The sequence below is a fragment of the Halomonas sp. BMC6 genome (assembly GCF_964204995.1).
Classification (GTDB): Bacteria; Pseudomonadota; Gammaproteobacteria; order Pseudomonadales; family Halomonadaceae; genus Vreelandella.
Window position 1 is genome coordinate 990,751 of sequence record NZ_CAXNSH010000001.1, and the last position, 22,507, is coordinate 1,013,257.

General features: G+C 58.4%; 24 protein-coding genes and 1 riboswitch. Of the genes, 12 read left to right on the forward strand and 12 right to left on the reverse strand.

Annotated elements, in window-relative coordinates; translation table 11 throughout:
- Positions 1 to 10: 10 nt before the first annotated feature.
- The 5 genes from rpsD to AB6K10_RS04745 all read left to right on the forward strand — a co-directional run bounded on the left by rpsD (position 11) and on the right by AB6K10_RS04745 (position 4,740).
- Positions 11 to 631, forward strand: a complete 621-nt coding sequence (gene rpsD / locus AB6K10_RS04725) for a 30S ribosomal protein S4 (protein ID WP_058579838.1) — start codon at positions 11 to 13, stop codon at positions 629 to 631.
- A gap of 125 nt (positions 632 to 756) precedes the next feature.
- Positions 757 to 1,752, forward strand: a complete 996-nt coding sequence (gene rpoA, locus AB6K10_RS04730; RefSeq protein ID WP_016915790.1) for a DNA-directed RNA polymerase subunit alpha — start codon at positions 757 to 759, stop codon at positions 1,750 to 1,752.
- 39 nt (positions 1,753 to 1,791) lie between these two features.
- Complete coding sequence (gene rplQ, locus AB6K10_RS04735; protein ID WP_044628819.1) at positions 1,792 to 2,178, forward strand: 50S ribosomal protein L17; 387 nt, start codon at positions 1,792 to 1,794, stop codon at positions 2,176 to 2,178.
- Between the two features lie 195 nt (positions 2,179 to 2,373).
- Entirely contained in the window at positions 2,374 to 3,762 is a 1,389-nt protein-coding gene (locus tag AB6K10_RS04740) for a serine hydrolase (protein WP_339118078.1), read from the forward strand.
- Between the two features lie 102 nt (positions 3,763 to 3,864).
- Positions 3,865 to 4,740, forward strand: coding sequence for a DMT family transporter (locus AB6K10_RS04745; RefSeq protein WP_339118079.1), 876 nt, complete (start codon positions 3,865 to 3,867; stop codon positions 4,738 to 4,740).
- Positions 4,741 to 4,743: 3 nt separating this feature from the next.
- On the opposite strand, the gene AB6K10_RS04750 is transcribed toward AB6K10_RS04745, so the two are convergent.
- The 7 genes from AB6K10_RS04750 to AB6K10_RS04780 all read right to left on the reverse strand — a co-directional run bounded on the left by AB6K10_RS04750 (position 4,744) and on the right by AB6K10_RS04780 (position 9,378).
- Positions 4,744 to 5,481, reverse strand: coding sequence for a class III extradiol ring-cleavage dioxygenase (locus AB6K10_RS04750; protein WP_339118080.1), 738 nt, complete (start codon positions 5,479 to 5,481; stop codon positions 4,744 to 4,746).
- A 56-nt stretch (positions 5,482 to 5,537) separates the two neighbouring features.
- A complete protein-coding gene (locus AB6K10_RS04755) occupies positions 5,538 to 5,945 on the reverse strand; it encodes a DoxX family protein (RefSeq protein ID WP_159340668.1) in 408 nt (135 codons plus the stop codon).
- A gap of 92 nt (positions 5,946 to 6,037) precedes the next feature.
- Positions 6,038 to 6,958: a LysR family transcriptional regulator gene (locus AB6K10_RS04760; protein WP_339118081.1), complete on the reverse strand. Its 921-nt coding sequence runs from the start codon at positions 6,956 to 6,958 to the stop codon at positions 6,038 to 6,040.
- Positions 6,955 to 7,569 (reverse strand): thiamine phosphate synthase, encoded by a 615-nt coding sequence (thiE, locus tag AB6K10_RS04765; protein ID WP_339118082.1) that lies wholly within the window; start codon positions 7,567 to 7,569, stop codon positions 6,955 to 6,957. Before thiE ends, AB6K10_RS04760 begins: the two co-directional genes overlap by 4 nt.
- A complete protein-coding gene (gene thiM / locus AB6K10_RS04770) occupies positions 7,559 to 8,368 on the reverse strand; it encodes a hydroxyethylthiazole kinase (RefSeq protein WP_339118083.1) in 810 nt (269 codons plus the stop codon). The genes thiE and thiM overlap by 11 nt, the downstream gene beginning before the upstream one ends.
- Positions 8,369 to 8,392: 24 nt before the next feature.
- Positions 8,393 to 8,484: riboswitch (TPP riboswitch) on the reverse strand.
- A gap of 49 nt (positions 8,485 to 8,533) precedes the next feature.
- On the reverse strand, positions 8,534 to 8,878 hold the full coding sequence (locus tag AB6K10_RS04775) for a hypothetical protein (RefSeq protein WP_159340672.1): 345 nt from the start codon (positions 8,876 to 8,878) through the stop codon (positions 8,534 to 8,536).
- 125 nt (positions 8,879 to 9,003) lie between these two features.
- The gene (locus AB6K10_RS04780) at positions 9,004 to 9,378 is read right to left on the reverse strand and encodes a DUF2237 family protein (RefSeq protein ID WP_159340673.1); all 375 of its coding nucleotides are present in this window, start codon (positions 9,376 to 9,378) and stop codon (positions 9,004 to 9,006) included.
- A gap of 206 nt (positions 9,379 to 9,584) precedes the next feature.
- Here AB6K10_RS04780 and gloA point away from each other — a divergent pair, with 206 nt between their 5' ends.
- Both gloA and AB6K10_RS04790 read left to right on the forward strand, forming a co-directional pair.
- The gene (gene gloA, locus AB6K10_RS04785) at positions 9,585 to 10,118 is read left to right on the forward strand and encodes a lactoylglutathione lyase (RefSeq protein ID WP_339118084.1); all 534 of its coding nucleotides are present in this window, start codon (positions 9,585 to 9,587) and stop codon (positions 10,116 to 10,118) included.
- Position 10,119: 1 nt separating this feature from the next.
- Positions 10,120 to 10,485, forward strand: a complete 366-nt coding sequence (locus tag AB6K10_RS04790) for a DUF6164 family protein (RefSeq protein WP_159340675.1) — start codon at positions 10,120 to 10,122, stop codon at positions 10,483 to 10,485.
- Here AB6K10_RS04790 and AB6K10_RS04795 read toward each other — a convergent pair.
- From AB6K10_RS04795 to AB6K10_RS04815, 5 genes are all read right to left on the reverse strand, one after another.
- Positions 10,482 to 11,156, reverse strand: coding sequence for a cupin domain-containing protein (locus AB6K10_RS04795; RefSeq protein WP_339118085.1), 675 nt, complete (start codon positions 11,154 to 11,156; stop codon positions 10,482 to 10,484). The genes AB6K10_RS04790 and AB6K10_RS04795 overlap by 4 nt on opposite strands.
- A 147-nt stretch (positions 11,157 to 11,303) precedes the next feature.
- Positions 11,304 to 12,398 (reverse strand): metal ABC transporter solute-binding protein, Zn/Mn family, encoded by a 1,095-nt coding sequence (locus AB6K10_RS04800; protein WP_339118086.1) that lies wholly within the window; start codon positions 12,396 to 12,398, stop codon positions 11,304 to 11,306.
- A 42-nt stretch (positions 12,399 to 12,440) separates the two neighbouring features.
- The gene (locus AB6K10_RS04805; RefSeq protein ID WP_159340678.1) at positions 12,441 to 13,331 is read right to left on the reverse strand and encodes a metal ABC transporter permease; all 891 of its coding nucleotides are present in this window, start codon (positions 13,329 to 13,331) and stop codon (positions 12,441 to 12,443) included.
- Complete coding sequence (locus tag AB6K10_RS04810) at positions 13,315 to 14,049, reverse strand: metal ABC transporter ATP-binding protein (protein ID WP_159340679.1); 735 nt, start codon at positions 14,047 to 14,049, stop codon at positions 13,315 to 13,317. Before AB6K10_RS04810 ends, AB6K10_RS04805 begins: the two co-directional genes overlap by 17 nt.
- The gene (locus AB6K10_RS04815; RefSeq protein WP_159340680.1) at positions 14,046 to 14,201 is read right to left on the reverse strand and encodes a hypothetical protein; all 156 of its coding nucleotides are present in this window, start codon (positions 14,199 to 14,201) and stop codon (positions 14,046 to 14,048) included. Before AB6K10_RS04815 ends, AB6K10_RS04810 begins: the two co-directional genes overlap by 4 nt.
- Before the next feature lie 386 nt (positions 14,202 to 14,587).
- On the opposite strand from AB6K10_RS04815, the gene cas1f reads away from it, so the two are divergent.
- The 5 genes from cas1f (at position 14,588) to csy3 (ending at position 22,506) form a co-directional block, all read left to right on the forward strand.
- A complete protein-coding gene (cas1f, locus tag AB6K10_RS04820) occupies positions 14,588 to 15,562 on the forward strand; it encodes a type I-F CRISPR-associated endonuclease Cas1f (RefSeq protein ID WP_339118087.1) in 975 nt (324 codons plus the stop codon).
- The gene (gene cas3f, locus AB6K10_RS04825) at positions 15,559 to 18,903 is read left to right on the forward strand and encodes a type I-F CRISPR-associated helicase Cas3f (RefSeq protein WP_339118088.1); all 3,345 of its coding nucleotides are present in this window, start codon (positions 15,559 to 15,561) and stop codon (positions 18,901 to 18,903) included. The genes cas1f and cas3f overlap by 4 nt, the downstream gene beginning before the upstream one ends.
- A gap of 224 nt (positions 18,904 to 19,127) precedes the next feature.
- Positions 19,128 to 20,504: a type I-F CRISPR-associated protein Csy1 gene (gene csy1 / locus AB6K10_RS04830; RefSeq protein ID WP_339118089.1), complete on the forward strand. Its 1,377-nt coding sequence runs from the start codon at positions 19,128 to 19,130 to the stop codon at positions 20,502 to 20,504.
- Positions 20,497 to 21,465 carry a type I-F CRISPR-associated protein Csy2 gene (gene csy2, locus AB6K10_RS04835; RefSeq protein WP_339118090.1) on the forward strand — a complete coding sequence of 323 codons (969 nt, stop codon included), beginning with the start codon at positions 20,497 to 20,499 and terminating at the stop codon, positions 21,463 to 21,465. The genes csy1 and csy2 overlap by 8 nt, the downstream gene beginning before the upstream one ends.
- Before the next feature lie 15 nt (positions 21,466 to 21,480).
- Positions 21,481 to 22,506 (forward strand): type I-F CRISPR-associated protein Csy3, encoded by a 1,026-nt coding sequence (csy3, locus tag AB6K10_RS04840; protein WP_253019220.1) that lies wholly within the window; start codon positions 21,481 to 21,483, stop codon positions 22,504 to 22,506.
- Position 22,507: the final 1 nt, after the last annotated feature.

Genomic DNA, 22,507 nt, shown 5'->3' on the forward strand with positions numbered 1-22,507 from the left:
AGACAGATTCATGGCTCGTTATATTGGACCTAAGTGCAAATTGTCTCGTCGTGAAGGCACCGACCTCTTCCTGAAGAGTGGCGTGACTCCCTTCGAGAAAAAGTGTAAATCCGAGCAAATCCCGGGTGTACACGGCCAGCGTCGTCAGCGTCTTTCCGACTACGGCTTGCAGCTTCGTGAGAAGCAAAAAGTACGCCGTATGTATGGCGTACTCGAAAAGCAGTTCCGCAACTACTACAAAGAAGCCGCTCGCCTGAAAGGTGCGACCGGTGAAGTGTTGTTGCAGCTGCTCGAATCCCGACTGGACAACGTCGTCTACCGCATGGGCTTCGGCTCGACTCGCTCTGAAGCGCGTCAGCTGGTCAGCCACAAGGCGATTTCCGTGAATGGCCGTACCGTTAACGTTGCTTCCTACCAAGTGAAGCCCGGTGACGTAGTGGCTATCCGTGAAAAGGCGAAGAACCAAGCCCGTATTCAAAACGCGTTGACCATTGCGGCCAACCGTGGCGACATCGCTTGGATCGAAATCGACGCCAAGAAGATGGAAGGCACTTTCAAGGCTCTGCCTGAACGCGGTGACCTGACTGCCGACATCAACGAAAACCTGATCGTCGAGCTGTACTCCAAGTAAGCAGTTTGATTTACGTTTCTGCTTCTTGAGGCCTGGGCGGGATAGCAAAGCTAACCGCCCAGATGCTCTTGAGTATTGTGCTTTAGAGTACTCAGTATCCGTTTGGCAGCCTGAAAGGTGTTCATATGCAGCGTTCAGTGACAGAGTTTCTTCGTCCTCGCGACATCAAGGTCGAAGAAATCAGCGCACATCATGCCAAAATCGTCCTCGAACCGTTCGAGCGCGGCTTTGGTCACACCCTGGGGAATGCACTTCGTCGCATTCTGCTTTCATCCATGCCCGGCGCAGCCGTGGTAGAGGCTGAAATTGCCGGTGTAGAGCACGAATACAGTGCGCTCGAAGGGGTGCAGGAAGATGTCATCGAAATCCTCCTGAACTTGAAAGATGTTGCGATCAAGATGCACAGCCGCGATGAGGCGGTGCTCTCGCTGAACAAGCAGGGCCCAGCCGTCGTCACCGCTGGCGACATTGCGCTTGATCATAGCGTCGAAATCGTCAACCCGGACCACGTCATTGCACACGTCAATGAAGGTGCCGAGCTGAAAATTCAGCTTAAGGTCGCGCTGGGTCGTGGTTACGAACCGGCTGACGCTCGTGGCTCTGATGAAGAGACCCGTGCTATTGGCCGCCTGCAGCTGGATGCCACCTTCAGCCCTGTTCGCCGCGTTTCCTACTCGGTCGAAGCCGCTCGTGTCGAGCAGCGTACCGACCTCGATAAGCTGATTATCGATCTGGAAACTGACGGTACCCTGGATCCGGAAGAGGCTATCCGTCGCAGTGCGACCATTCTGCAAGAGCAGCTGGCCGCCTTCGTCGACCTGGAAGCTGACAAAGAGCAGGAAGTCGAAGAGGAAGAGGATCACGTCGATCCGATCCTATTGCGCCCCGTAGACGATCTTGAGTTGACCGTACGCAGCGCGAACTGCCTAAAAGCCGAGAATATTTACTACATCGGTGATCTGATTCAGCGCACAGAAGTGGAGCTGTTGAAGACCCCGAACCTCGGTAAGAAGTCTTTGAATGAAATCAAAGACGTATTGGCAGCGCGTGGCTTGTCTCTCGGTATGCGGTTGGAAAATTGGCCACCCGCTAGCCTGAAGGACGACAAGGCCTCCGCGTGAGTGTCGACTCGAGTCCCAGTTTGGTAAGGAATCACAACCATGCGTCATCGTAAGAGTGGTCGTCATCTGAATCGTACCAGCTCGCACCGTCAGGCCATGTTCAAGAACATGTCTGTCTCGCTGGTCGAACATGAAGTCATCAAGACAACCCTGCCTAAGGCCAAGGAACTGCGTCGCGTCATCGAGCCGCTGATCACCCTGGCCAAGCAGGACAGCGTTGCAAACCGCCGTTTGGCGTTTGCCCGCACGCGCTCCAAAGAAGCCGTCGGCAAACTGTTCAACGAGCTGGGTCCGCGTTACGCAGAGCGTCCGGGTGGTTACATCCGTATTCTCAAGTGCGGTTACCGTACAGGCGACAACGCGCCCATGGCATACGTTGAGCTCGTAGACCGTCCGGTTGCCGAAGAAGAAGCCGTCGCTGAGTAAGCGCTGCTCCTTCTAATAGGCACAATGAAAACCGACCCCAAGGGGTCGGTTTTTTTATGAGCGTATGGTTCTGCGCTGGATTATCGTATGAATACACCGAGGGAAGATCAATTTATCGACAAGGCATGCTAGGCTAATGCAGCGGTCGTGAGAGCGACCGAGCGTCGGTGCGTGATCAATCAGCGAGAGGTCGGTATGGCAACAACTCGGGGAGTGGGCTCTGCGGTGTGGGTGGCGAATTGGCTGTGGGTGGCGCTGCTCTTGATGTTGCTCGGCAGTGCCGCTGCCCAGGCGAACCCTCGCTATGCAGGCATCGTGGTGGACCTGGAAAACGGTGAAGTACTGTATGCCGAGAATGCTGATGAACCTCGCTATCCAGCCTCGCTGACCAAGATGATGACGCTCTATCTCACATTCGAAGCGCTGGAAAACGGCACGTTGAGCCTCGATCAGCCGCTGCCCGTGTCTGCGCAGGCAGCGGCCATGCCGGCGACCAAGCTGTGGCTCTCGGCAGGAAGTTCTATTCCGGTGGATACGGCGATTCGCGCCCTGGCCGTCCGCTCGGCCAACGATGTTGCCGTCGTCGTCGCCGAAGCCTTGGGAGGGAGCGAGCAGCGCTTTGCCAATCTAATGACCGTGAAAGCCCGCGAGCTGGGCATGAACGCCACCACCTTTCGTAACGCTTCTGGTTTGCCCGATGACCAGCAGATGACGACCGCGCGCGACATGCTGACGCTTTCGGTACGGGTGATGCAGGATTTTCCGCAGTACTACCACTATTTTGGACTGCAGGAGTTTACCTATCGCGGCACACGGCACACCAGCCATAATCGTCTTGTGCGCGACTACCCCGGTGCCGATGGGTTGAAAACCGGGTTTATCCGAGCCTCGGGATTCAACGTGGCGACGACCGCCGTGCACGACGGTCGACGCATGGTCGCCGTCGTCATGGGGGGATTTAGCTCCTCCTCCCGCGATACGCACATGGCCGATCTGTTGGATCGCAGCTTTATGCGGGCATCGCTCAGGGATCAGCGCACGTGGTTGGCCAGTACTCGCTTTTCCAGTGAATTCATGGGTTTCACCGGATCCGCTCAGCCGTTGAGACAGCCAGCGCCGACGCGTCCCATGACGCAGCCGATGGTGGCCAGCGTCTCGGCGACGTCACTGTCCCCCACGCCGCCCGCTGCGCGCAGCACGCCTGCACAAACGGTCGAGGCCCAGCTCGTCGAAGCAGAGGCGGCCCGTGGGGATGCTCCTGCCTCTCCAGATCCGCTACAGGCATTCATCGAGCGAGAGCGGGTTTTGGCTGACGCCTCGCCGGGCGCGCAAGCAGCCTCGGCGGGATGGGGCATTCAGGTGGGCGCGTTCAGCCAAGCCGCGCAGGCAGAGCAGCTGGCCCGCCAGGCCGTGCAGCGCCTGCCGAACAGCGTGGGGGGGCGTGTCGCCATTGACCCGCTTCAGGGGGCAACCACGGTATTTCGAGCACGTGTCGTTTCGTTGAACGAGTCCCAGGCACGACAAGCGTGTCAAACGCTCCAGGCGCAGGGGATGGACTGCATGGTGGTCAACGCGAGTCTTTGAAAGCATGACATCGCTGCCCCGCCAATCGCAGGTTGGCGGGGCTTTTTTATGCAGTGCTACCGGTGCTGTGAAGACAATAATAATCGTCGTAGGAGGTGACGGATGACACCCTCGCTAAAAGGCATTTTATGCATGTGTTTAGGTGTGCTGTTTTTGGCCCTGGGTGATGCGGTGTCCAAATGGTTGGGCGCCGTGCACTCCCCGCTACAGATCATCTTTTTCCGCACCTTGGTATCGCTGCCGTTGATTGCTCTGCTGGCCCATTTTAGTGGCGGATTGCGCAAGCTGCGTACCCGGCGTCCAGGCGTGCATCTGCTGCGGGGGGTGATTTACACCGCCACGATGGTCTGTTTCGTATGGGGCCTGACCCTGCTGCCGTTGGCCGAGGCCACGGCGATTGCCTTCGTGGCGCCGCTGTTCGTGACGCTACTCTCCGTACCGCTGCTGGGTGAGCGTATCGACCCGCCGGTGCTGGTGGCGTCGCTTTTAGGCTTTGTGGGGGTGCTGATCGTCGTGCGTCCCGGCGGCGATGCGTTTCAACTGGGCGCGATGATCGTTCTCGCAGCGGCGGTGTTCTATGCTCTGATGATGGTGACGGCGCGACGTTATGGTGCCAACGAGCATCTGTGGGCGATGGTGTTCTATATGACCATGGTGCCGCTGGCAGTCACCGCGGTGAGCCTGCCGTGGGTATGGCAAACGCCACAGCCATGGCATTGGCTCGGATTTTTGGTATCGGGCGTGTTGGGAGTGGGGGCGACGGCGTTTATTACCTTGGCTTTTCGCTATGCGCCTGCCGCCATTGCCGCGCCCTTTGATTACACCGCCATGCTGTGGGCGGTGCTGTTGGGCTGGTGGTTCTGGGGAGAATTGCCGGACCTTTGGGTCTGGGTAGGCAGTGCGCTGATTATGCTAAGTGGTTTGGCCATTGCTTATCATGACCGACGCACCACCTTGAAACGCCGCCCCACGGCGTAGACGTTAGGCAAACTGATAGACATCCATCGCTAGCACGCCGTGCTCGACGCTATGGTGTCGTTGTGTTGCGCGGCCGCCCGCCCCCATCGCCACCAACAGCGGCTGAAAGTGCTCCGGTGTGGGGTGATTGCGCTGGGCATCGGGCGCGTTTTGCCAGTGGACGAGCGCGTCGCGATCATCCTCTCGCAGCCGTGCATGCACCCACTCGGCGAAACGGTCGACCCAGGTCGGCACCTGGCTACCTTGAGGCTGTAGCTCGTAGAGGTTATGGGTCAAGCTGCCCGAACCGATCACCAGTATCCCTTCTTGGCGCAGCGGCGCTAGCTGTTCACCTAACGTTAGCAACGCCTCAGCTCCCCAGCGGCTGGGTAGCGAGAGCGATACCACTGGTACGTCGGCGTCAGGATACATCAGTGACAGCGGCACCCAGGCCCCATGATCCAGACCGCGCTCCACCTCTGTGGCCCCTAGTTGCTCGGCCAGTCGGCTTGCCAAGGCGGGGTCACCGGGCGCTGGGTACTGCACGGCAAACAGCGCGTCGGGAAAACCGCCAAAATCATGGAGGGTCGCAGGCGCGGCGCTGCGGCTGACCTGTAGGTGGTCCGTCTCCCAATGTGCAGAGACCACCAAGACGGCTTTGGGGCGAAGGTGGCGGCCCAGTGCCCGTAAGAAGTGATGGGCAGGGGTGGGGGTGAGGGCCAGCATGGGAGAGCCGTGGGAGATGAAGAGACTCGGTAACATGGAACGCACTCCAGTCGATTGGCCTGCCGAGACGAGGGGCTCGGCAGGCCATTGGATCATGCCAGTCGGCGGCTGATGACGAGGCTACCGCTGCCTAGGCCTGCCTGTACCAGGAGAGCCACGGCCCAGAACACTGGGAACTCCCAGCCGCCGCCGGGGTTGGAGAATACCCAGCCGTTACCCAGGTGTACCCAGGCGGCGCCGAGCAGCACCGGCACTAGCGCAAGGCTCACCCAGCGGGTGTATAGGCCCAGCACCAAAGCCAGGCCGCCGCCGACTTCGGCCGCAATGGTCAAGTAAGCCATGAAACCGGGCAGGCCGAGCGATTCGAAGTAGCCCACCGTGCCAGGAAGCGTAAACACGAACACTTTCATTAAGCCGTGGGCCAGGGCCATCACGCCCAGGCTAATGCGCAGTAAGGCGGTGGCATGTAGGGTTGCAGCAGGGGTCGTTAAGGTTGTCATAGCTCTCTCTCGCTGTGTGTGTGCATCACCGTGGATGCGATGAGACAACTGTACGTCAGCAGAGCGAGATGATAATCCCGCCGATTGGCACTTCACTGTTGCGAAATGCGCGACAATCCCAGCCCCTGTTCCCATACCGGTGGGTCTCCCCAGGCATCGACCAACTGGTCGATGAAGCGCGTCACCTTGGCGGGCAGAAAGCGCCGCGCGGGGTAGATGGCGTGTATGTCTAGGTAGGTCGGCGGAAGGTCTAACAGAAGCGGCACCAAGTGCCCCCGTTGGATGCTCTCATGAATCAGAAAGCTGGGCTGCTGGGCAATGCCTAACCCCGCTTCGGCGGCATACGTCAGCATGTCGCCATTATTGCTCTCTAGTGGCCCCGTGACGCTGACGTGCTGCTGATTGAAGCGCCAGTCGCCGCTGTTCTGCCCGCTGCGATAGCGCAGGCAGTGGTGCTGGGTCAGATCCTCGATGCGCTGAGGGGTGCCATGCTGTGCCAAGTAGCCGGGGGACGCGCACAGCACCAGCTGGCAGCGGGTCAGACGCTTGGCGATCAGGCTGGAATCCGGCAGGCTGCCGATGCGAATCGCGACATCGTAGCCCTCTTCCAGCAAATCCACGCGACGGTCGTTCAGGTCCAAGCGTACGTCTAACGCCGGGTGTGCCTGCATGAAGTGCGCTACCTGCGGGGCAAGGTAGCGGGTACCAAAACTCATCGGACCATTGATGCGCAGGCGTCCACTGACGGTGCTGGTGCCGCTACCGACATCGGCAGCGGCCTCGTCCAAGGCCAGCAGAATGGCTTGAGCGCGAGCCAGATAGCGCTCTCCGGCATCGGTGAGATGCAGCCGCCGAGTCGTACGCTGAATCAAGCGAGCGCCCAGCGTCTCCTCCAGCGCCATGACCTGCCGCGAGACGCGTGTGCGTGAGAGGTCCAAGGCCTCGGCGGCACGGGTGTAGCTGCCGAGCTCGGCCACTTTGACGAAGGCGGCGAGCTGATCGAGCTTGCTCATGGGGCGCGAAACGCCAGCGCCGCCTGATAAGGGTCAGGCTGGCCGCAGATGGCGGAAATCACCGCTAAACCGTTGGCACCGGCGGCCCTGACTTGGGCGGCGTGCTGCGCCTTCAAGCCGCCGATCGCCACGTTGGGCAGCGGGCAGGCGCGGACGAGTTCGGCCAAACCATCGAAGCCTATCGGCTGAGCGTGATCCTGCTTGCTGGCGGTGGCGAAAATGGGGCCTAGCCCGACATAGTCCAACAGCGCGATGGGCGCGTTACGAAGCTGCGCGACGGTGTTGATCGACAGCCCCAAAATGGCATGCGGTCCCAGCACCTCACGCGCCTCTTGTACGGCGGTATCGCTTTGCCCCACGTGCAGGCCATCGGCGCCGCTGGCGATGGCCACGGCTAGCCGGTCGTTGATGATCAGCGGCACGCTGGTGCCCGCCAGCAGCGCTTTGAGCCGCTTGGCTTGGGCGACCATCGCCGCGTCGCTGGCGTGTTTGTCGCGCAGCTGTACCACGGTGACACCGCCTTTGACGGCGGCCTCCACCGTCGCCTCAAGGCCAGCGTCCGCGCACAGGATGGCATCGGTGACTAGATAGAGCGAGAGATCACACTGCATGGAGCGCCTCCACCTGGCTGAGCGACGAGAGATCATCCGGGGTGAGCTGGTACAGAGCATCCAAGAGGGCAACCTGAAAGCTGCCCGGCCCATCGGCCCGTTGGCCAGCACGATGCCCGGCGATGCTAAAGCACGCCAGGGCGGCCAGCGTTGCCGTCAGCGGGTGCTCGCGGTTAGCGGCGACGAACCCGGCCACCAGCGCACTCAATCCACAGCCCAGCGTCGTGACACGGGGCATCAACGGGTGGCCCCCGGTCAGCCGGAAATGGTGGGTACCGTCGGTCAAAAAGTCGGTCTCGCCGGTCATGGCGACGATGCAGTGCTGCCGTTGCGCGAGCGATATGGCTGCTTGAGCGGCGTCATCGGTGGATGCCGTTGCATCGACTCCGCGTCCTTGGCTTGCCAAGCCGGTGAGCGCCATCACTTCAGAGGCATTGGCGCGAATGACGCTGGGCCAGTGGGGCAGCAGCGCCTGGCACACCTGCTGGCGAAAGGCGGTTGCCCCGACCGCCACCGGGTCTAGCACCCACGGCGTTTGGCTTGCGTTGGCCGTGCGAGCCGCCAGCTGCATCGATTCGGCCCAGGGCGTAGAGAGCGTGCCGATATTGATAGAAAGCGCACCTGCCAGCGCGGTAAATTCGGCGACCTCTTCGGGGGCGTGCAGCATCGCGGGCGATGCCCCCGTGGCCAGCAGCAGGTTGGCCGTGCTGTTCATGGCCACGTAATTGGTCATGCAGTGGACGAGCGGCGTGGTTTCGCGCAGAGCGGCGAGCATATCGCCAAGCGGGGGGTAGGTCATAGTATCCTCCCGGCCAGGGAGGTGGTGAGAGGCACCACGACTCCCTACGCCGGCGTTATCCGGTTCAGGTTCGAAGGGTGCTTCTCAGCCGCTGGGCGGCGCCCCTGTCGTTGGTGGCTACTATCCTAGCCTTGGACGGAGCTGTAAAGCCCCGCCGGAAGAGACTTAACGAAACGCGATGCGCGTGCCGTAGGTAAGCATTTCATCAGGGGTGATGGCACGGCCCGACACGCCAATCATCTCATCGCCGCACTGGTCGGCGAAAGTCAGCACGCCGTGGGTCAGACCAAGCTGGCCCAGGGTGTCACGGATTTCACCGGTTCCCAAAAAGGTACTGACGCGGCCTTCGGCGTCGCTCAGGTCCGATACACCGTTGGCATGGTGAAAGCGCACCTTGTAGATACCGTCCATGGACTCGACTTCGACAATAGGGGAAAAGCCGTTTTGAATCGCATGGCTCAGCTGCTTCAGAGTCAGGCGATCGCCAAGGGTCATATCGATGGCTGTCATGACGCTCTCCTATCTGACGCCATTCGCAGGGCATCACGGTTGAATTTGTAAAACTATCGAGATAGAAGTGTAGAAGGTCTGCATCGTTTTTCCAGGCGCATTCGATCAGAGCGCGTGCCGAGAGGTCAGTGCACGGCATCCAGCGCGTGTTGCTGAAGTTTGGTCAGAGGGATGATCTCCAGCGTGCGCTCGTTTGTGCCCGAGAGAATCACCGGTGGTGCAAGCCCCACTTGGGCTGCTTCGGCCCAGCGGTGGGCGCACAGGCACCAGCGGTCGCCGGGCTTCAAGCCGGGAAAGCCGAAGGCCGGGCGCGGGGTCACTAGATCGTTACCTTGAGCCTTGGAGAAAGCCAGAAACTCCTCGGTCACCATGGCGCACACCGAATGGATGCCGACATCGTCAGGCCCGACGCGACAGAAGCCGTCGCGGTAGAAGCCGGTTTTTGGGGCATGGCAGCAGGGCGTGAGTGGCTCACCCAGTACGTTTCGATCACGGGACATAGAGACTCCTTCGGGCCGGGCTGGAATTCCAAGCGCCTTGCCCTCATAACTAGACATTAAACGCGCCATCGCACGTTATGACCGATGCGCTGGAGCGATGGTCAAATGGCGGGCGCTTAGCAGCCTAAGCCTTGTACAAAGTACTACGTTCGTCAAAGAATTTGCACCGTATCCACGAAAGCGTCACCCCCCATAAGGAGAGTCTCATGTCGTATCAAGGTGAACAGCATCCAGGCGTTGCCCCAGCCGCCCCGCAAACACAGGGTTTTCGCTTAAACCACACCATGCTGCGGGTCAAAGACCCCGAGCGCGCGCTGGCGTTCTACTCCAAGGTGTTTGGAATGCAGGTACTGCGGCGCTTGGACTTCGAGGAGATGCAGTTCTCGCTCTACTTCCTGGCTAACGTAGAGGCCGGTGATAACGTGCCGGAAGAGACCCAAGCGCGGACCGCGTGGACCTTTAGCCAGAAAGGTCTATTGGAGCTGACCCACAACTGGGGTACCGAAAACGAGCAGGACTTTGCCTACCATGACGGCAATGCAGAGCCGCAGGGCTTCGGGCATATCTGTTTTAGCGTACCGGATTTGGAAGCCGCGCAGGCGTGGTTCGATGAGCATGACGTGACCTTCGTCAAGCGCGCCGACCAGGGCAAGATGAAGGACGTGATCTTCGTCAAGGACGCCGACGGCTACTGGATCGAAGTGATTCAAGCAGACCGTATGGCCGCCATGGGCGATTGATATGGCGCATCTGCTGTTTCGGTTGCGTCACGTGACCGACGAAGAGGCCATGGAGGTTCGCCAGCTGCTGGAAGCGCATGGCTTCGATGTGTACGAAACCCAGGCGGGCTTTTTTCGCCTGGGAGTCGATGCCATTTGGCTGCGCAACCCTGCCCAGCGAGACGATGCCGAAACGGTGCTGGCGCACTATCAGGCCGAGCGGCAAGCAAAGGCGCGCAAAGCGCATGAAAACGCGTTGGCCCGCGATGAGGCGCCGACGTTGTGGCGACGTTTCGTGGCGCACCCGCTGCAGGTCACGCTAGTGATCGTTGCGGTGCTCATGATCGCTCTGCTCACCCTGCTGCCGTTTATTGGGCTAGCTCGCTAGTCGTCAGAAGCGTCAGACAGATGCCCGCGCTTGACGTACATCATTACCCCGGCCTGGCCTGCGCGAAGCCGTGGCGCAGCCCCCGGCGGGTAGCGGCACCAGCTCCCTTCCGGGTACTCGGTGTCCGCATCGCACAGCGACCCTTCCAGCACGAACAGCTCCAATCCGCCCGGTAGGGCAGGATAGTCGGTGACGATGTCACACTCCCAGCGCTCCAGGCTGATACGCTCGCTTTGATAGGTATGCAGCATTTTGTACGTGATGCCGGGCCGACGATCAGGCTGCCAGGGCAAACGGTGGGCGGGAATGGCGAGTTGGAGCAGGTCGTTCTCATCGAACTGGTGGAGCTTCACGAGAATCAGCGCGCCCTCATCGCCAATGTGGGGCGTATGGCCCGTGCCGATGGGGTTGCGCAGGTAGCTGCCCGCCGGGTAGCGGCCATGTTCGTCGGCAAACACGCCCTCGAGCACGAGAATCTCTTCACCGCCGCCGTGGGTGTGGCGGCTGAACTGACTATTGGGCGCATAGCGTACCAGGCTCGTGGCGCGGGCCACCTCATCGCCAATGCGGTCCAGCATCATTCGTTCTACGCCTGCGCTGGGCGAGGCGACCCAGCGATACTGCTCCGGCGTGACACAGGCAAAGTGGCTAAAGTCGGCGTTTAGGCGCATGGTAGTGGCTCTTTGCAGGGGTTTAAACAACGTTAGCGGCGCATGGTGGAGCCAGTCTCCCCATCCTCACGACAAAATGCAACGCAAAAAAATACCGCCTGGCGCAGGCGGTATTCGATTCTTTACGGCACGTCTTTACGACATGGCTCAGTGATCATGACCATGATCGTCGTGGTCGTGGTCGTGGTCGTGGTCGTGGTCGTGGTCGTGGTCGTCATGACCAGGATCATTATGGCCCGGCGCTGCCAGAGCATCGTGGAGCACCTGGGCGTTGTGGCGCATCATGCCCAGGTAGGTGCTGGCATCGCCTTCACTGGCCAGCGCATCCGCATACAGCGTGCCGGCGATGGGAAGGCCAGTCTCTTCTGCCAACTGCGTAATGATCGCCTGGTTGGTCATGTTCTCGTGGAACAGCGCCTGTACGTTCTCTTGCTCGATCACATCGATCAGGGCGGCCATGCTGGCACCGCTGGGATCGGCTTCGGTCGAGAGACCAACCGGCGAGAGGAAATTTACGCCGTAGGCGCTGGAGAAGTAGCCAAACGAATCGTGCCCGGTGATCACGCTGGCCGACGCAGGAATCTCGCTGAGCAGCTCACGAATCTCGGCATCAACGCTATCCAGCTCTGCCAGGTAGCGCTCGGCATTGGCTTGGTAGCTCTGCGCGTTGGCACCATCGGCCTCGATCAGGCCATCACGAATATTGGTGACGTAGACCCTCGCCTGCTGCAGATCTTGCCACGCATGAGGGTCGTCATCGCCATGGACGTGCTCGCTGTGATCGTCCTCTGCATGCTCGTCGTGATGCGCGTCATGAGCGTGCGCGTCGTGGTCGTGTTCATCGTGCGCTTCATGATCGTCGTGCTCGTCATGCCCGTGCTCGTCATGCGCTGCGAACGCACGTGGGGCGATGCCATCCGTCGCCGTCACCAGCGCCCCGCGGTAGTCGCTGGAGTCGATCAGTCGCTCCATCCAGCCTTCGAACAGCAGGCCATTGAAAACCACCAGATCGGCGCTGGCCAGCGCGCGGGCATCGCCAGGGCTCGGGGAGTAAACGTGGGCATCGCCATCCGGGCCGACCAGGGAGCTGACGTCCACATGCTCTCCACCGACGTTCTCGACCATATCCGCCAAGATGGAGAAACTGGTGACGACCTGAACCCGCTCGTTCGCCATGGCCGCGGGCAGTGCCAACATGGCCGAGACGCCGACTAACCAGCGCGATGAAGAGATAAGCGACATAACATGCTCCTGATGATGAAATAAACGTGAGACGATCATCCGCTAATGCGACTGCTCCATCGCCAGCGGCGTGGTTTTACGCCGTAACTTCGCGGCCAAGCTGTGGTAGCGGCCAAACAGCGCCGAGAACAAGTACGCTCCCCCGGCCAGTAAGATAATGCTCGGGCCAGATGGCGTGTCCAAATGGAACGACAGCAGCAGCCCGCCGGTACTGGCCAGCATCGCTAACACCACGGCGATGCCCATCAAGCCCTCTAACCGCTTGCTCCAAAACCGCGCTGCCGTGGCGGGCAACATCATTAAGCCAACGGCCATCAGCGTGCCCAGGGTTTGGAAGCCCGCCGTCAAGTTGAGCACCAGCAGACCTAAAAAGACGCTATGTACCCAACCGCTGCGGCGGTTTTGGCCGCGTAGAAACAGCGGGTCTAAACACTCCACCACCAAGGCGCGGAAAATAACCGCCAGGGTGATGACGATCAGCGTGCTGATCGAGGCGATCAGCAGTAGCGCCGTGGAGTTAATCGCCAAAATGGAGCCGAACAGCACGTGGGTTAAGTCGACGCTGCTGCCCCCCATGGAGATCAGCATGACCCCGGCGGCCAACGAAATGATAAAAAAGCTCGCCATGGCCGCATCTTCCCGCTGGCCGCCCATCTTCGAGACCGCCCCCGCCAGCAACGCCACCATGACCCCAAACAGCACGCCACCGACACTCATCACCGGCAGCGAAAAGCCCGCTAGCAAAAAGCCCAGCGCCACGCCGGGTAAGATCGCGTGGGCCATGGCATCGCCAATCAGGCTCATGCCGCGCAGCACCAAAAATACCCCAAGGGGCGGAGCGGCTAGTGAAAGCGCTAGCCCGCCGACCACGGCACGGCGCATAAAGCCGTAATCGAACGGCGCGATCAGCCACGCATCAAGCAGTGCCAGCATGGCGGCCTCCTAAGGTAAACGGCACCACTTGAGCAGGCGCGTGCTGCTGGTTCAGCGCGCTGGGCGCGACCCAACGGCCATGACCACCGCTTAGCATCAGCACTTCGTCGGCCAAGCGGCGCAGGTGATCCATGTCATGCAGCACGATGATGATCGTCACGCCCTCATCGGCCATTTGGCGAAAAATACGAATCAAGATATCGACGGTGTCGCTGTCCACGTTGGCAAACGGCTCATCCAGTAGCAGCAGCTCGGCCTCTTGCATCAACGTTCGGCCAATTAGCGCCCGCTGGCGCTGGCCCCCAGACAGCTCGCCCAGCGGGCGGTGAGCCAAGTGAGAAATGCCCAGGCGTGCCATGATGTCACGGCCTTTGCGGTAGTGGGCCGCACAGTAACCTTTCATGGCCCCGTGGCTAGGCCAGCTGCCGGTCATCACCAGCTCTTCCACGCTCATTGGGAAGGTCAGGTCGAGCGCCAGCTGCTGAGGCAGCCAAGCGCGGCGGGCGTTATCTACCGTGCATATCACCTTGCCACTAATGGGCCTGAGTTCGCCCATGATGGCCTGAATCAGCGTGCTCTTACCGGCGCCATTCGCGCCAATGAGTGCGGTAATCGCGCCGGATTTGATATCGCCATCCACATGTTCGAGCACCGTGCGGCGACCCTGCGCCAGGTGCAGATCGTGGAGCTGCAAGCGCGAAGAGGAACGTTCGCTCATAGCGGCCACCCGCCAGCGCCAGCCCACACCACAAGGCCCCATAGCGCAAACAGCGGCAGTGCCACCAATCCCAGCCGCTTACGGGCCGACAGCGACATCAGCGAAAAATGACAAGGACCTTCCTTGTTATGGCGATGCATGTGCTCACTCATCGAGCGACCTCGCTAACGTATAAATAAGTTATAACATAACATTCGGTAAAACCAAAAAAGTGGCGGATATTTTACGCGCTCACAGCGCGCTGACAACGGTGAGCGCGCTAATCTTTGAGCTGCGTAATAAGCGCTCTTCCCAACGCTATCACTAACGAGTGAGGAGAAGGGCGGGCAAACGAAGAGGCGAGAGCTGGTGGGTGCCATCAGCGCCACCATGGACGTTGATGTAACCAAGCCCATGAGCCATAGGCAAGGAAGCATCAAACGTAGTATGGCAAGTGAGCGCAATAACCGCACACAGGAGGGAGGCGAAGGAGGGCGACGATCATGGTGTTATAAAGTAAAGAATGGTTAGATGGCAGTAAAATAATAGGAGAGTGGCCATGGATGACTTTTCGCCTTCTGATCTTAAAACTATCCTGCATTCCAAGCGTGCCAATCTGTATTACCTTCAACACTGCCGAGTATTGGTGAACGGTGGCCGGGTGGAGTACGTGACCGATGAGGGCAGCAAGTCTCGCTATTGGAATATCCCCATCGCCAATACCACTTCCCTGTTGCTGGGAACGGGCACCTCGATTACCCAAGCCGCCATGCGCGAACTCGCCAAAGCGGGTGTGTTAGTCGGATTCTGTGGAGGCGGTGGCACACCGCTGTTTGCTGCCAATGAAGTGGATGTGGATGTCGCTTGGCTGACGCCACAAAGCGAGTACCGGCCCACCGAGTATCTGCAATATTGGGTGCGTTTTTGGTTTGATGATGCCAAACGCTTGGATGCCGCCCGCGCATTTCAGCAAGCGCGCCTTGCGCGTATTGAAGCGCTGTGGACAAGCCGAGTGATGAAAGATGCAGGCTTTACTATTGCCACCGATCACCTGTACAGCGCGCTCAACCATCACCGCGAAGCGATCAAGCAAGCCCCCAGCACTGTCGACCTGCTCACCTTAGAAGCGCGATTAACTAAAACCCTGTTTAAGCTCGCCGTAAATGCAGTCGATTACGGCGATTTCACCCGAGCCAAGCGGGGCGCAGGCACCGACCCCGCCAACCGCTTTCTCGATCACGGCAACTATTTGGCTTACGGATTAGCAGCCACCGCCACTTGGGTGTTGGGGATTCCCCACGGCCTAGCGGTACTTCATGGCAAAACCCGCCGGGGCGGCTTGGTTTTTGATGTGGCGGACTTGGTAAAAGACGCCGTCATCCTGCCTCAAGCGTTTATTTCCGCCATGCGCGGCGATGAAGAGCAAGAGTTCCGCCAAGCGTGCATTGAGCGCTTAACCCGTACCGAATCCCTCGATTTCATGATTGATACACTCAAGGACGTCGCCCAAGCGCTGGGGAGCACTGATTCATGAACGTGCTGCTGATTTCCCAGTGCAATAAAAATGCCCTTAAGGAAACACGCCGCATCCTCGACCAGTTTGCCGAGCGCCGGGGTGACCGCACTTGGCAAACGCCGATTACCCAAGCTGGGCTGGAGACTCTGCGTAAGCTGTTGCGTAAAACCGCCCGTAAGAATACCGCCGTTGCCTGCCACTGGATTCGTGGCCACGACCACAGCGAGCTGATGTGGGTAGTGGGGGATGCTGCCCAGTTCAATCTCAATGGAGCCGTACCGACCAATACCACCGCCCGAGATATTCTGCGCCGCCGTGATGAAAACGACTGGCATAGCGGTGAAGATATTCTCCTGCTCACCGCCTTGGCCGCGTTACTGCACGATCTGGGCAAAGCTTGTGATGCTTTTCAGCAGCGGCTCAAAGGCAAAGTAGATGGACGCAACCTATACCGTCATGAGTGGATATCGCTCCGCCTATTCCAAGCGTTTGTAGGAAGTGATGACGACGCTGCCTGGTTGGCGCGTCTGGCTGAAGGTAATTATCAAGAGCAAGACTGGCTGGAGGGATTAGAGCGCGACGGGCTAGATACACCCACCTCTGCGGTGTTTAGCCGTTTGCCCCCGCTGGCGGCTGCGTTGGGTTGGCTAGTGCTTAGCCACCACCGGCTACCGTTAAAGCCCCCGGAACGCGATGGCGAGGCTGAACGGCGCTGGGGTAGAGGAAAGGCACCACTTCAATCGGAGCAGCTAGGCGGGTTGTTTGCTTCTATTCATGCCGAGTGGAACGAGATTCCTGAGACCCAAGATCCTAAACGCATTGCGCCCTACTGGCAGTTTAAAAGAGGGTTGCCCGTTAGTACGTCACGATGGCGTGAGCGTGCCACAAAGCTTGCCATGCGGTTACAGGCACGGCTGCACAATGGTAGCCACTGGCTGGAAAGCCGCTACGTTATGCATTTAGCCCGGCTTAGCTTAATGCTGGCCGACCACCACTATTCAAGCCTGGAAGACCTCCAGCACCGCGTGCGCGGCGAACCTAACTACCCGTTAATAGCCAATACCGTGCGCAAAACCGGCAAGCCCAATCAGCCGTTGGATGAGCATATTTTAGGGGTTGAAAAACATGCCGCTGCGGTTGCCCGCGCACTACCCAGCGTAGACAGCCACTTACCCCGTCTAGCGCGCCATAAAGGCTTTCGTAAGCGCAGTAGCCACCCACGCTTTCGCTGGCAAGATAAAGCTTTCGACCTGGCGCAATCGCTTAGGGAGCGCAGCCAGCGCCAAGGCTTTTTTGGCATTAACATGGCGTCTACCGGCTGCGGCAAAACCCTCGCCAATGGGCGCATTATGTACGCCCTGGCCGACCCTCAGCAGGGCGCGCGCTTTAGTATTGCACTGGGGCTACGCACATTAACCCTGCAAACCGGCCAAGCCCTCCGTGACCGTTTGAATTTGGGTGAAGATGAACTCGCCGTGCGCGTGGGTGGCAGCGCTAATAAAGCCCTGTTTGAGCACTACGAGCAAGAAGCCGAAGCTAGTGGTTCAGCCTCCAAACAAGCGCTGATCGAAGAAGATGCCCATGTTGTGTTTGACGGTAATTTTGATAGCCACCCGGTGCTGCGTCGTTTAAGCGGTGAGCCGGGCACTCGCGCGCTAATCGCCGCGCCCATTTTGGTATGTACCGTTGACCATCTCGTGCCTGCCACGGAAAGCACACGCGGTGGGCGACAGATCGTACCCATGCTGCGCCTGATGAGCAGCGATTTAGTGCTCGATGAAATCGACGATTTCGATATCAACGACCTACCTGCGCTTACTCGATTAGTCAATTGGGCGGGGCTGCTAGGGTCACGGGTGCTGCTTTCATCGGCCACCTTGCCGCCTGCGCTGGTGGAAGGTTTGTATGAAGCCTATCGCAGCGGTCGCGAAGCCTTTCAGCGCCACCGGGGCGAGCCGGGTTTGGCGGTGGATATTTGCTGCGCCTGGTTCGATGAGCACGACCGCCAGCATGAAAGCTGTGCCAGTAGCGAGACCTTCAAGGCCGCGCACATTGCTTTTGCCAAGCGCCGGTTAGAGCGCCTCGCTAAAAGCCCGGTACGCCGCCGTGCGGATATTGTAGCGTTGCCGCCGCTGGGCAAACGCCCTGAAGAGATAAGGCCCGCCATTGCGACCCTACTGCGTGAACATGCGCTAGCGCTCCACCAGCAGCATCACTCCGTTGACCCGCATTCGGGCAAACGCGCCAGCTTTGGGTTGGTTCGCATGGCTAATATCGACCCACTGGTAGATGTGGCCAGGGCACTGTTTCAACAGGGCGCGCCAGAAGGTGTTCGCATTCACCTCTGCGTTTATCACTCACGCCACCCGTTGGTGATGCGCTCTGGCATTGAGCGCCAGTTAGACAGAACACTGCAACGGGCGGAGCCAGATCGCGTTTTCCAGCAGCCGGATATCCGCCGCCTGCTAGATAGCAGCGAAGAAAACGACCACCTGTTTATCGTGCTCGGCTCGCCGGTAACAGAAGTGGGTCGCGATCACGATTACGACTGGGCCATTGTCGAGCCTTCTTCTATGCGCTCAATTATCCAACTAGCGGGCCGCGTACGCCGACACCGCGAGCAAGTTTGTGAATCGCCCAATATCTTGCTGCTCGATACTAACCTCAAACATTTAGAGCAATCTGGAAAGCCTGCCTTCCACAAACCTGGCTTTGAAACAGATCTTCAATGGCGGCTAAGTAGCCACTCTCTTAGTGAGTTATTAACGGAAGATGAGTACAAGGTAATTGATGCCCGCCCCCGCGTGCTGGCGCGGGAAACGCTGCACGCCAAAGATAGCCTGGTAGACCTGGAGCACGAGCGGCTACGCCAACTGATGATCGAGCAGCCCGCCGAGCCGTTAACCAAAAAAGAGCTACGAATTGGCAAAACGCCCAAGCCTCCGCCCTTAGGAGCCTACAGCTGGCATGTGATGCCGCAACTACATTTAACCGGTGTATTGATTCAGCGTGATCCATTTCGCCAGCAGCTCGAACCTGAAATAACGTTAGCGTTGCTGCCTGATGAGGGCGGTGAAACCTGGACGCTACACCGTGTAGACGATGGCGCAAGGCGAGGCGAAAAACTCTACGTTCCAGTGGAAGAAAGTCTGCTGGTGCGGGTAGAGCTATCAAAAGAACAGGGCGAGCGGATACAACCCTGGGGCGCAAGCGACTACTTAACGGCGCTGGCTGACTTAGCGGAAGACTTGAATATCTCCCTTGAACGCGCCGCCCGTACCTTCGGCACGGTGACTGCGTCGGCTAGAAACCAGCGATGGGGGTACCACTCCGTATTGGGGTTTTGGCGGAGCAAATGACATTAAACATGCTCGTTAGTATCCGCGAGCGTTTCGCGTACAAGCGTTTTGATGCCAGCAAGAGCTTCAGCGCTGTCATTAGCAAGCCAGAAAAGACTTGGGAAATGAGAGCATAAACCTACAAACTGCTGATCTTCTGCAGGCCAAAGAATAATAAAGATGTGGTCGCTGTGATTTATCATCATTTCTATGCCAGCAGGGTGGGATAACGACAAGGAGAATGTATGGCAGATAATAGTAGAGCGTCAGAAATACGCTCTGGGATTGAAGCCTTCTTAAAAGAGCGCTTTGATACCAAGGCAGAAAAGCTAGCTCCTGATGATCCTAAATATCAAGCGCTGGTTGAGCAGTTCCAATTCGATACCTGGATCAACGATGCAGCCAGACGCGTTGGTCAACTGCAAGTCGTCACCCACTCCCTCAAACCTATTCATCCGGATGCCAAAGGCTCCAATCTTTACGCCCCACCTGAATCGCTAAATAATCATCATCTTGTTGGCAGCCACACGCTATCCGCTGATTTTGCGGGCGATGTTGTGGGAAATGCTGCAGCTTTGGATGTTTATAAGTTCTTGAAGCTGCAATTTGAGGGAAAGTCGCTACTTGAGCGGGCGCTGGAAAATGACACTGAGCTGGCAAAAGCGTTAAGCGATAATCCTGAGCAAGCTCAGGCGTGGATCAGCGCCTTTGCAGCGATTACCGAACCGCGTGGTGAGCATGCCTCGCATACCCGAGGCAAACAGCTCTACTGGCTGGTGGGAGATGATGCCGCAGACGTAGAAAATGACGCTGAGAACTTCCATTTGCTAGCACCGCTCTATGCCACCTCTCTGGCGCACCGTGTCTTTCAAACCATTAACCATGACCGTTTTAGCGAAGAGGCCAAAGAGGCACGTAAAGCCAAACGGGAAGGCAAATACGCTGAGCAATCGGTGCGCAGTTATCCCAACTTGGCCGCACAGAAAATGGGCGGTACCAAGCCACAAAACATCTCGCAGCTGAATAGCGAGCGGGGCGGTAATAACTATTTGTTAGCTTCCATGCCACCCAGTTGGAATGTGCGCGATATTCGCCCACCGCTGAAAGTCGCATCGGTTTTCTCTCACCCTGGCGTCTTTGGTAGTCGTTCAGACGTACGTTCGCTGGTTAAAGACCTCAAACAGTTTCTTGAAACGAACCCTACGTCAGACATGCACACCCGCGACCTGCGCGATGACTACACTGCCATGTTGATGGATGAGTTGGCGCTGTTTGCCATGCAGATGCATAGCCTGCCTGCGGGCTGGAGCGACGATGAAAAGTGCGAATTATCAGTAGAAGAAATGTATTGGCTAGACCCTGGTCGCGCCGAAGAGGATATCGCTTTTCGTGAAGCGCGAAACAGCGTGGAGTGGGCCGACGATATTCGCCACCGCTTTGCTAGCTGGCTCAATACCGCGTTAGGCGGAAAGCTGCCTTTGGGGGATGTGGAGTTCCGGCACTGGAAGAAAGCGCTCGCAAAAGATGCGACCCATCAACGCCTGCAGGATCGTGATCGCCGCTGGATGGAAAGCCTAACGGAAGACTTAACCAACCTGCCAGGAGGTGATGACGATGAGTGAAGTAAAAAACCTCCTAGTCCTGCCGCGCCTGCGGGTGCAAAACGCCAACGCGATTTCCAGCCCAATGACTTGGGGCTTTCCTGCCATGAGTGCATTTGTAGGTTTGATGCATGCTCTAGAGCGGAAGTTAGCAGAGGCGAGTCTTCCCGTTTCGTTAGGCCGCGTTGGGGTTATTTGCCATGACTTTGAAGCCCAGGCCACTGAGGGTGGTTATATCCGTGGCTTTCACCTGACGCGTAATCCGGTGGATAAGACAGGCGGTACGGCAGCAATTGTAGAAGAAGGGCGTATCCATCTGGATATCACGCTGATCTTCTCGATTGATACCGGCGCTGCAGAAAGCGAGCATGAGCATATCGCTAAACAAATCGGAGAGACTGTATCGGGCATGCGCATTGCCGGAGGCAGTGTCATCCCTAACCGTGCGGTACCAAGCCACAAACAACGCCCGCAATGGGTCATGCTTGATGACGATGAAGAGCGGCGTCAAACGCAGTTCGCGCGCTTAAAGCGGCGCTGGCTGCCGGGCTTTGCCCTCACACTGCGCGATGACTACCTCACCGAGCATCTTCAAACACTGCAACAGCAACATCCAGACGCCAGTTTACTGGATGCATGGTTAGACCTCTCTCGTCTTAACCATGTGTGCACGTTAGAAAATGAAGGCGAACCCAACGAGAAGCCCGTTTGGCAGGCGCAGCGGCCCTATCGCGGCTGGCTGGTGCCCATTCCAGTGGGTTATGGCGCTATTTCAGATCTTTTCCAACCAGGTGAAGTCACCAACGCCCGCGATACCAAGACCCCGTTCCGCTTTGTCGAAAGCCTCTATTCCATGGGTGAATGGGTTAGCCCGCACCGCATGAAGCAACCTGAAGACCTGCTTTGGTACGTTGATAACGACGAAGAAGCGGGCCTCTACCGTCTCAATAACGACTATCACCTTCGCGCCTCAGCACAGTAAACAAGGAGCTTTATCATGGCTAAAAATGATACCCTCAAAACCGCTTCCGTCCTCGCGTTTGAGCGCAAGCTCGACCCTTCCGATGCACTGCTATACGCCAGCAACTGGGATAAGCGGCAAGATGAACAGCAGTGGCAGCCGGTTGAGGTGCGCGAAAAATCGGTGCGCGGCACCATTTCCAACCGCTTGAAAGCCAAAGACCAAGACCCCGCAAAACTAGATGCGCAGATTGAAAACCCCAACCTACAAACCGTCGATGTAGCCACACTGCCCCATGATGCAGATACCCTAGTTGCCCGCTTCACTCTGCGCGTACTTGCGGGTGCTGGAACACCGTCAGCCTGTAATAACGCTGAGTACCAAGCCAAGCTAGAACAGGCCGTTGCCGAATATAAACAAGCACAAGGCTTCGGCGAACTGGCGCATCGTTACGCTAATAACCTCGCCAATGGCCGTTTTTTGTGGCGCAACCGCATGGGCGCAGAGCAAGTAGAAGTCAGCATTCGCCAGTTAGCGCAAGGCAAAGCCACCAAAGAGTGGACGTTTGATGCACTGTCACTTTCGTTGCGTGCCTTCGAGGATACGACCGAGCTTAAAGAGCTTGCGGGTGTCATCGCTTCCGCGTTGGCGGGCGAGCAGCACTTACTGCTAGAAGTGGTGGCCTATGTCCGCATGGGTAGCGGACAAGAGGTGTTCCCCTCTCAAGAGCTAATTCTTGATCGAGGCCGAGGCGACAAGAGCAAGACGCTGTATCACGTCAGCGAGATTGCCGGTATTCACTCTCAGAAACTGGGTAACGCCATCCGTACCATCGACACTTGGTACCCCAATGAAAACGATGAGGATCTGGGGCCTATTGCTGTCGAGCCTTATGGCTCGGTGACCACCCAGGGCAAAGCGTATCGCCAGCCCAAGCAGAAGGCCGACTTTTACTCATTGCTAGACAACTGGATGATTAAAGACCAAGTGCCCTCCAAGGAAAATCAGCACTTTGTGATGGCAACGCTGATCCGAGGCGGTGTGTTCGGCGAAGCGGGGTAAG

Excerpts from the sequence above, each read along its gene's own strand:
- rpsD (WP_058579838.1), top strand. The coding sequence starts at position 11 with ATGGCTCGTTATATTGGACCTAAGTGCAAATTGTCTCGTCGTGAAGGC.
- rpoA (WP_016915790.1), top strand. The coding sequence starts at position 757 with ATGCAGCGTTCAGTGACAGAGTTTCTTCGTCCTCGCGACATCAAGGTC.
- rplQ (WP_044628819.1), top strand. The coding sequence starts at position 1,792 with ATGCGTCATCGTAAGAGTGGTCGTCATCTGAATCGTACCAGCTCGCAC.
- AB6K10_RS04740 (WP_339118078.1), top strand. The coding sequence starts at position 2,374 with ATGGCAACAACTCGGGGAGTGGGCTCTGCGGTGTGGGTGGCGAATTGG.
- AB6K10_RS04745 (WP_339118079.1), top strand. The coding sequence starts at position 3,865 with ATGACACCCTCGCTAAAAGGCATTTTATGCATGTGTTTAGGTGTGCTG.
- AB6K10_RS04750 (WP_339118080.1), bottom strand. The coding sequence starts at position 5,481 with ATGTTACCGAGTCTCTTCATCTCCCACGGCTCTCCCATGCTGGCCCTC.
- AB6K10_RS04755 (WP_159340668.1), bottom strand. The coding sequence starts at position 5,945 with ATGACAACCTTAACGACCCCTGCTGCAACCCTACATGCCACCGCCTTA.
- AB6K10_RS04760 (WP_339118081.1), bottom strand. The coding sequence starts at position 6,958 with ATGAGCAAGCTCGATCAGCTCGCCGCCTTCGTCAAAGTGGCCGAGCTC.
- thiE (WP_339118082.1), bottom strand. The coding sequence starts at position 7,569 with ATGCAGTGTGATCTCTCGCTCTATCTAGTCACCGATGCCATCCTGTGC.
- thiM (WP_339118083.1), bottom strand. The coding sequence starts at position 8,368 with ATGACCTACCCCCCGCTTGGCGATATGCTCGCCGCTCTGCGCGAAACC.
- AB6K10_RS04775 (WP_159340672.1), bottom strand. The coding sequence starts at position 8,878 with ATGACAGCCATCGATATGACCCTTGGCGATCGCCTGACTCTGAAGCAG.
- AB6K10_RS04780 (WP_159340673.1), bottom strand. The coding sequence starts at position 9,378 with ATGTCCCGTGATCGAAACGTACTGGGTGAGCCACTCACGCCCTGCTGC.
- gloA (WP_339118084.1), top strand. The coding sequence starts at position 9,585 with ATGTCGTATCAAGGTGAACAGCATCCAGGCGTTGCCCCAGCCGCCCCG.
- AB6K10_RS04790 (WP_159340675.1), top strand. The coding sequence starts at position 10,120 with ATGGCGCATCTGCTGTTTCGGTTGCGTCACGTGACCGACGAAGAGGCC.
- AB6K10_RS04795 (WP_339118085.1), bottom strand. The coding sequence starts at position 11,156 with ATGCGCCTAAACGCCGACTTTAGCCACTTTGCCTGTGTCACGCCGGAG.
- AB6K10_RS04800 (WP_339118086.1), bottom strand. The coding sequence starts at position 12,398 with ATGTCGCTTATCTCTTCATCGCGCTGGTTAGTCGGCGTCTCGGCCATG.
- AB6K10_RS04805 (WP_159340678.1), bottom strand. The coding sequence starts at position 13,331 with ATGCTGGCACTGCTTGATGCGTGGCTGATCGCGCCGTTCGATTACGGC.
- AB6K10_RS04810 (WP_159340679.1), bottom strand. The coding sequence starts at position 14,049 with ATGAGCGAACGTTCCTCTTCGCGCTTGCAGCTCCACGATCTGCACCTG.
- AB6K10_RS04815 (WP_159340680.1), bottom strand. The coding sequence starts at position 14,201 with ATGAGTGAGCACATGCATCGCCATAACAAGGAAGGTCCTTGTCATTTT.
- cas1f (WP_339118087.1), top strand. The coding sequence starts at position 14,588 with ATGGATGACTTTTCGCCTTCTGATCTTAAAACTATCCTGCATTCCAAG.
- cas3f (WP_339118088.1), top strand. The coding sequence starts at position 15,559 with ATGAACGTGCTGCTGATTTCCCAGTGCAATAAAAATGCCCTTAAGGAA.
- csy1 (WP_339118089.1), top strand. The coding sequence starts at position 19,128 with ATGGCAGATAATAGTAGAGCGTCAGAAATACGCTCTGGGATTGAAGCC.
- csy2 (WP_339118090.1), top strand. The coding sequence starts at position 20,497 with ATGAGTGAAGTAAAAAACCTCCTAGTCCTGCCGCGCCTGCGGGTGCAA.
- csy3 (WP_253019220.1), top strand. The coding sequence starts at position 21,481 with ATGGCTAAAAATGATACCCTCAAAACCGCTTCCGTCCTCGCGTTTGAG.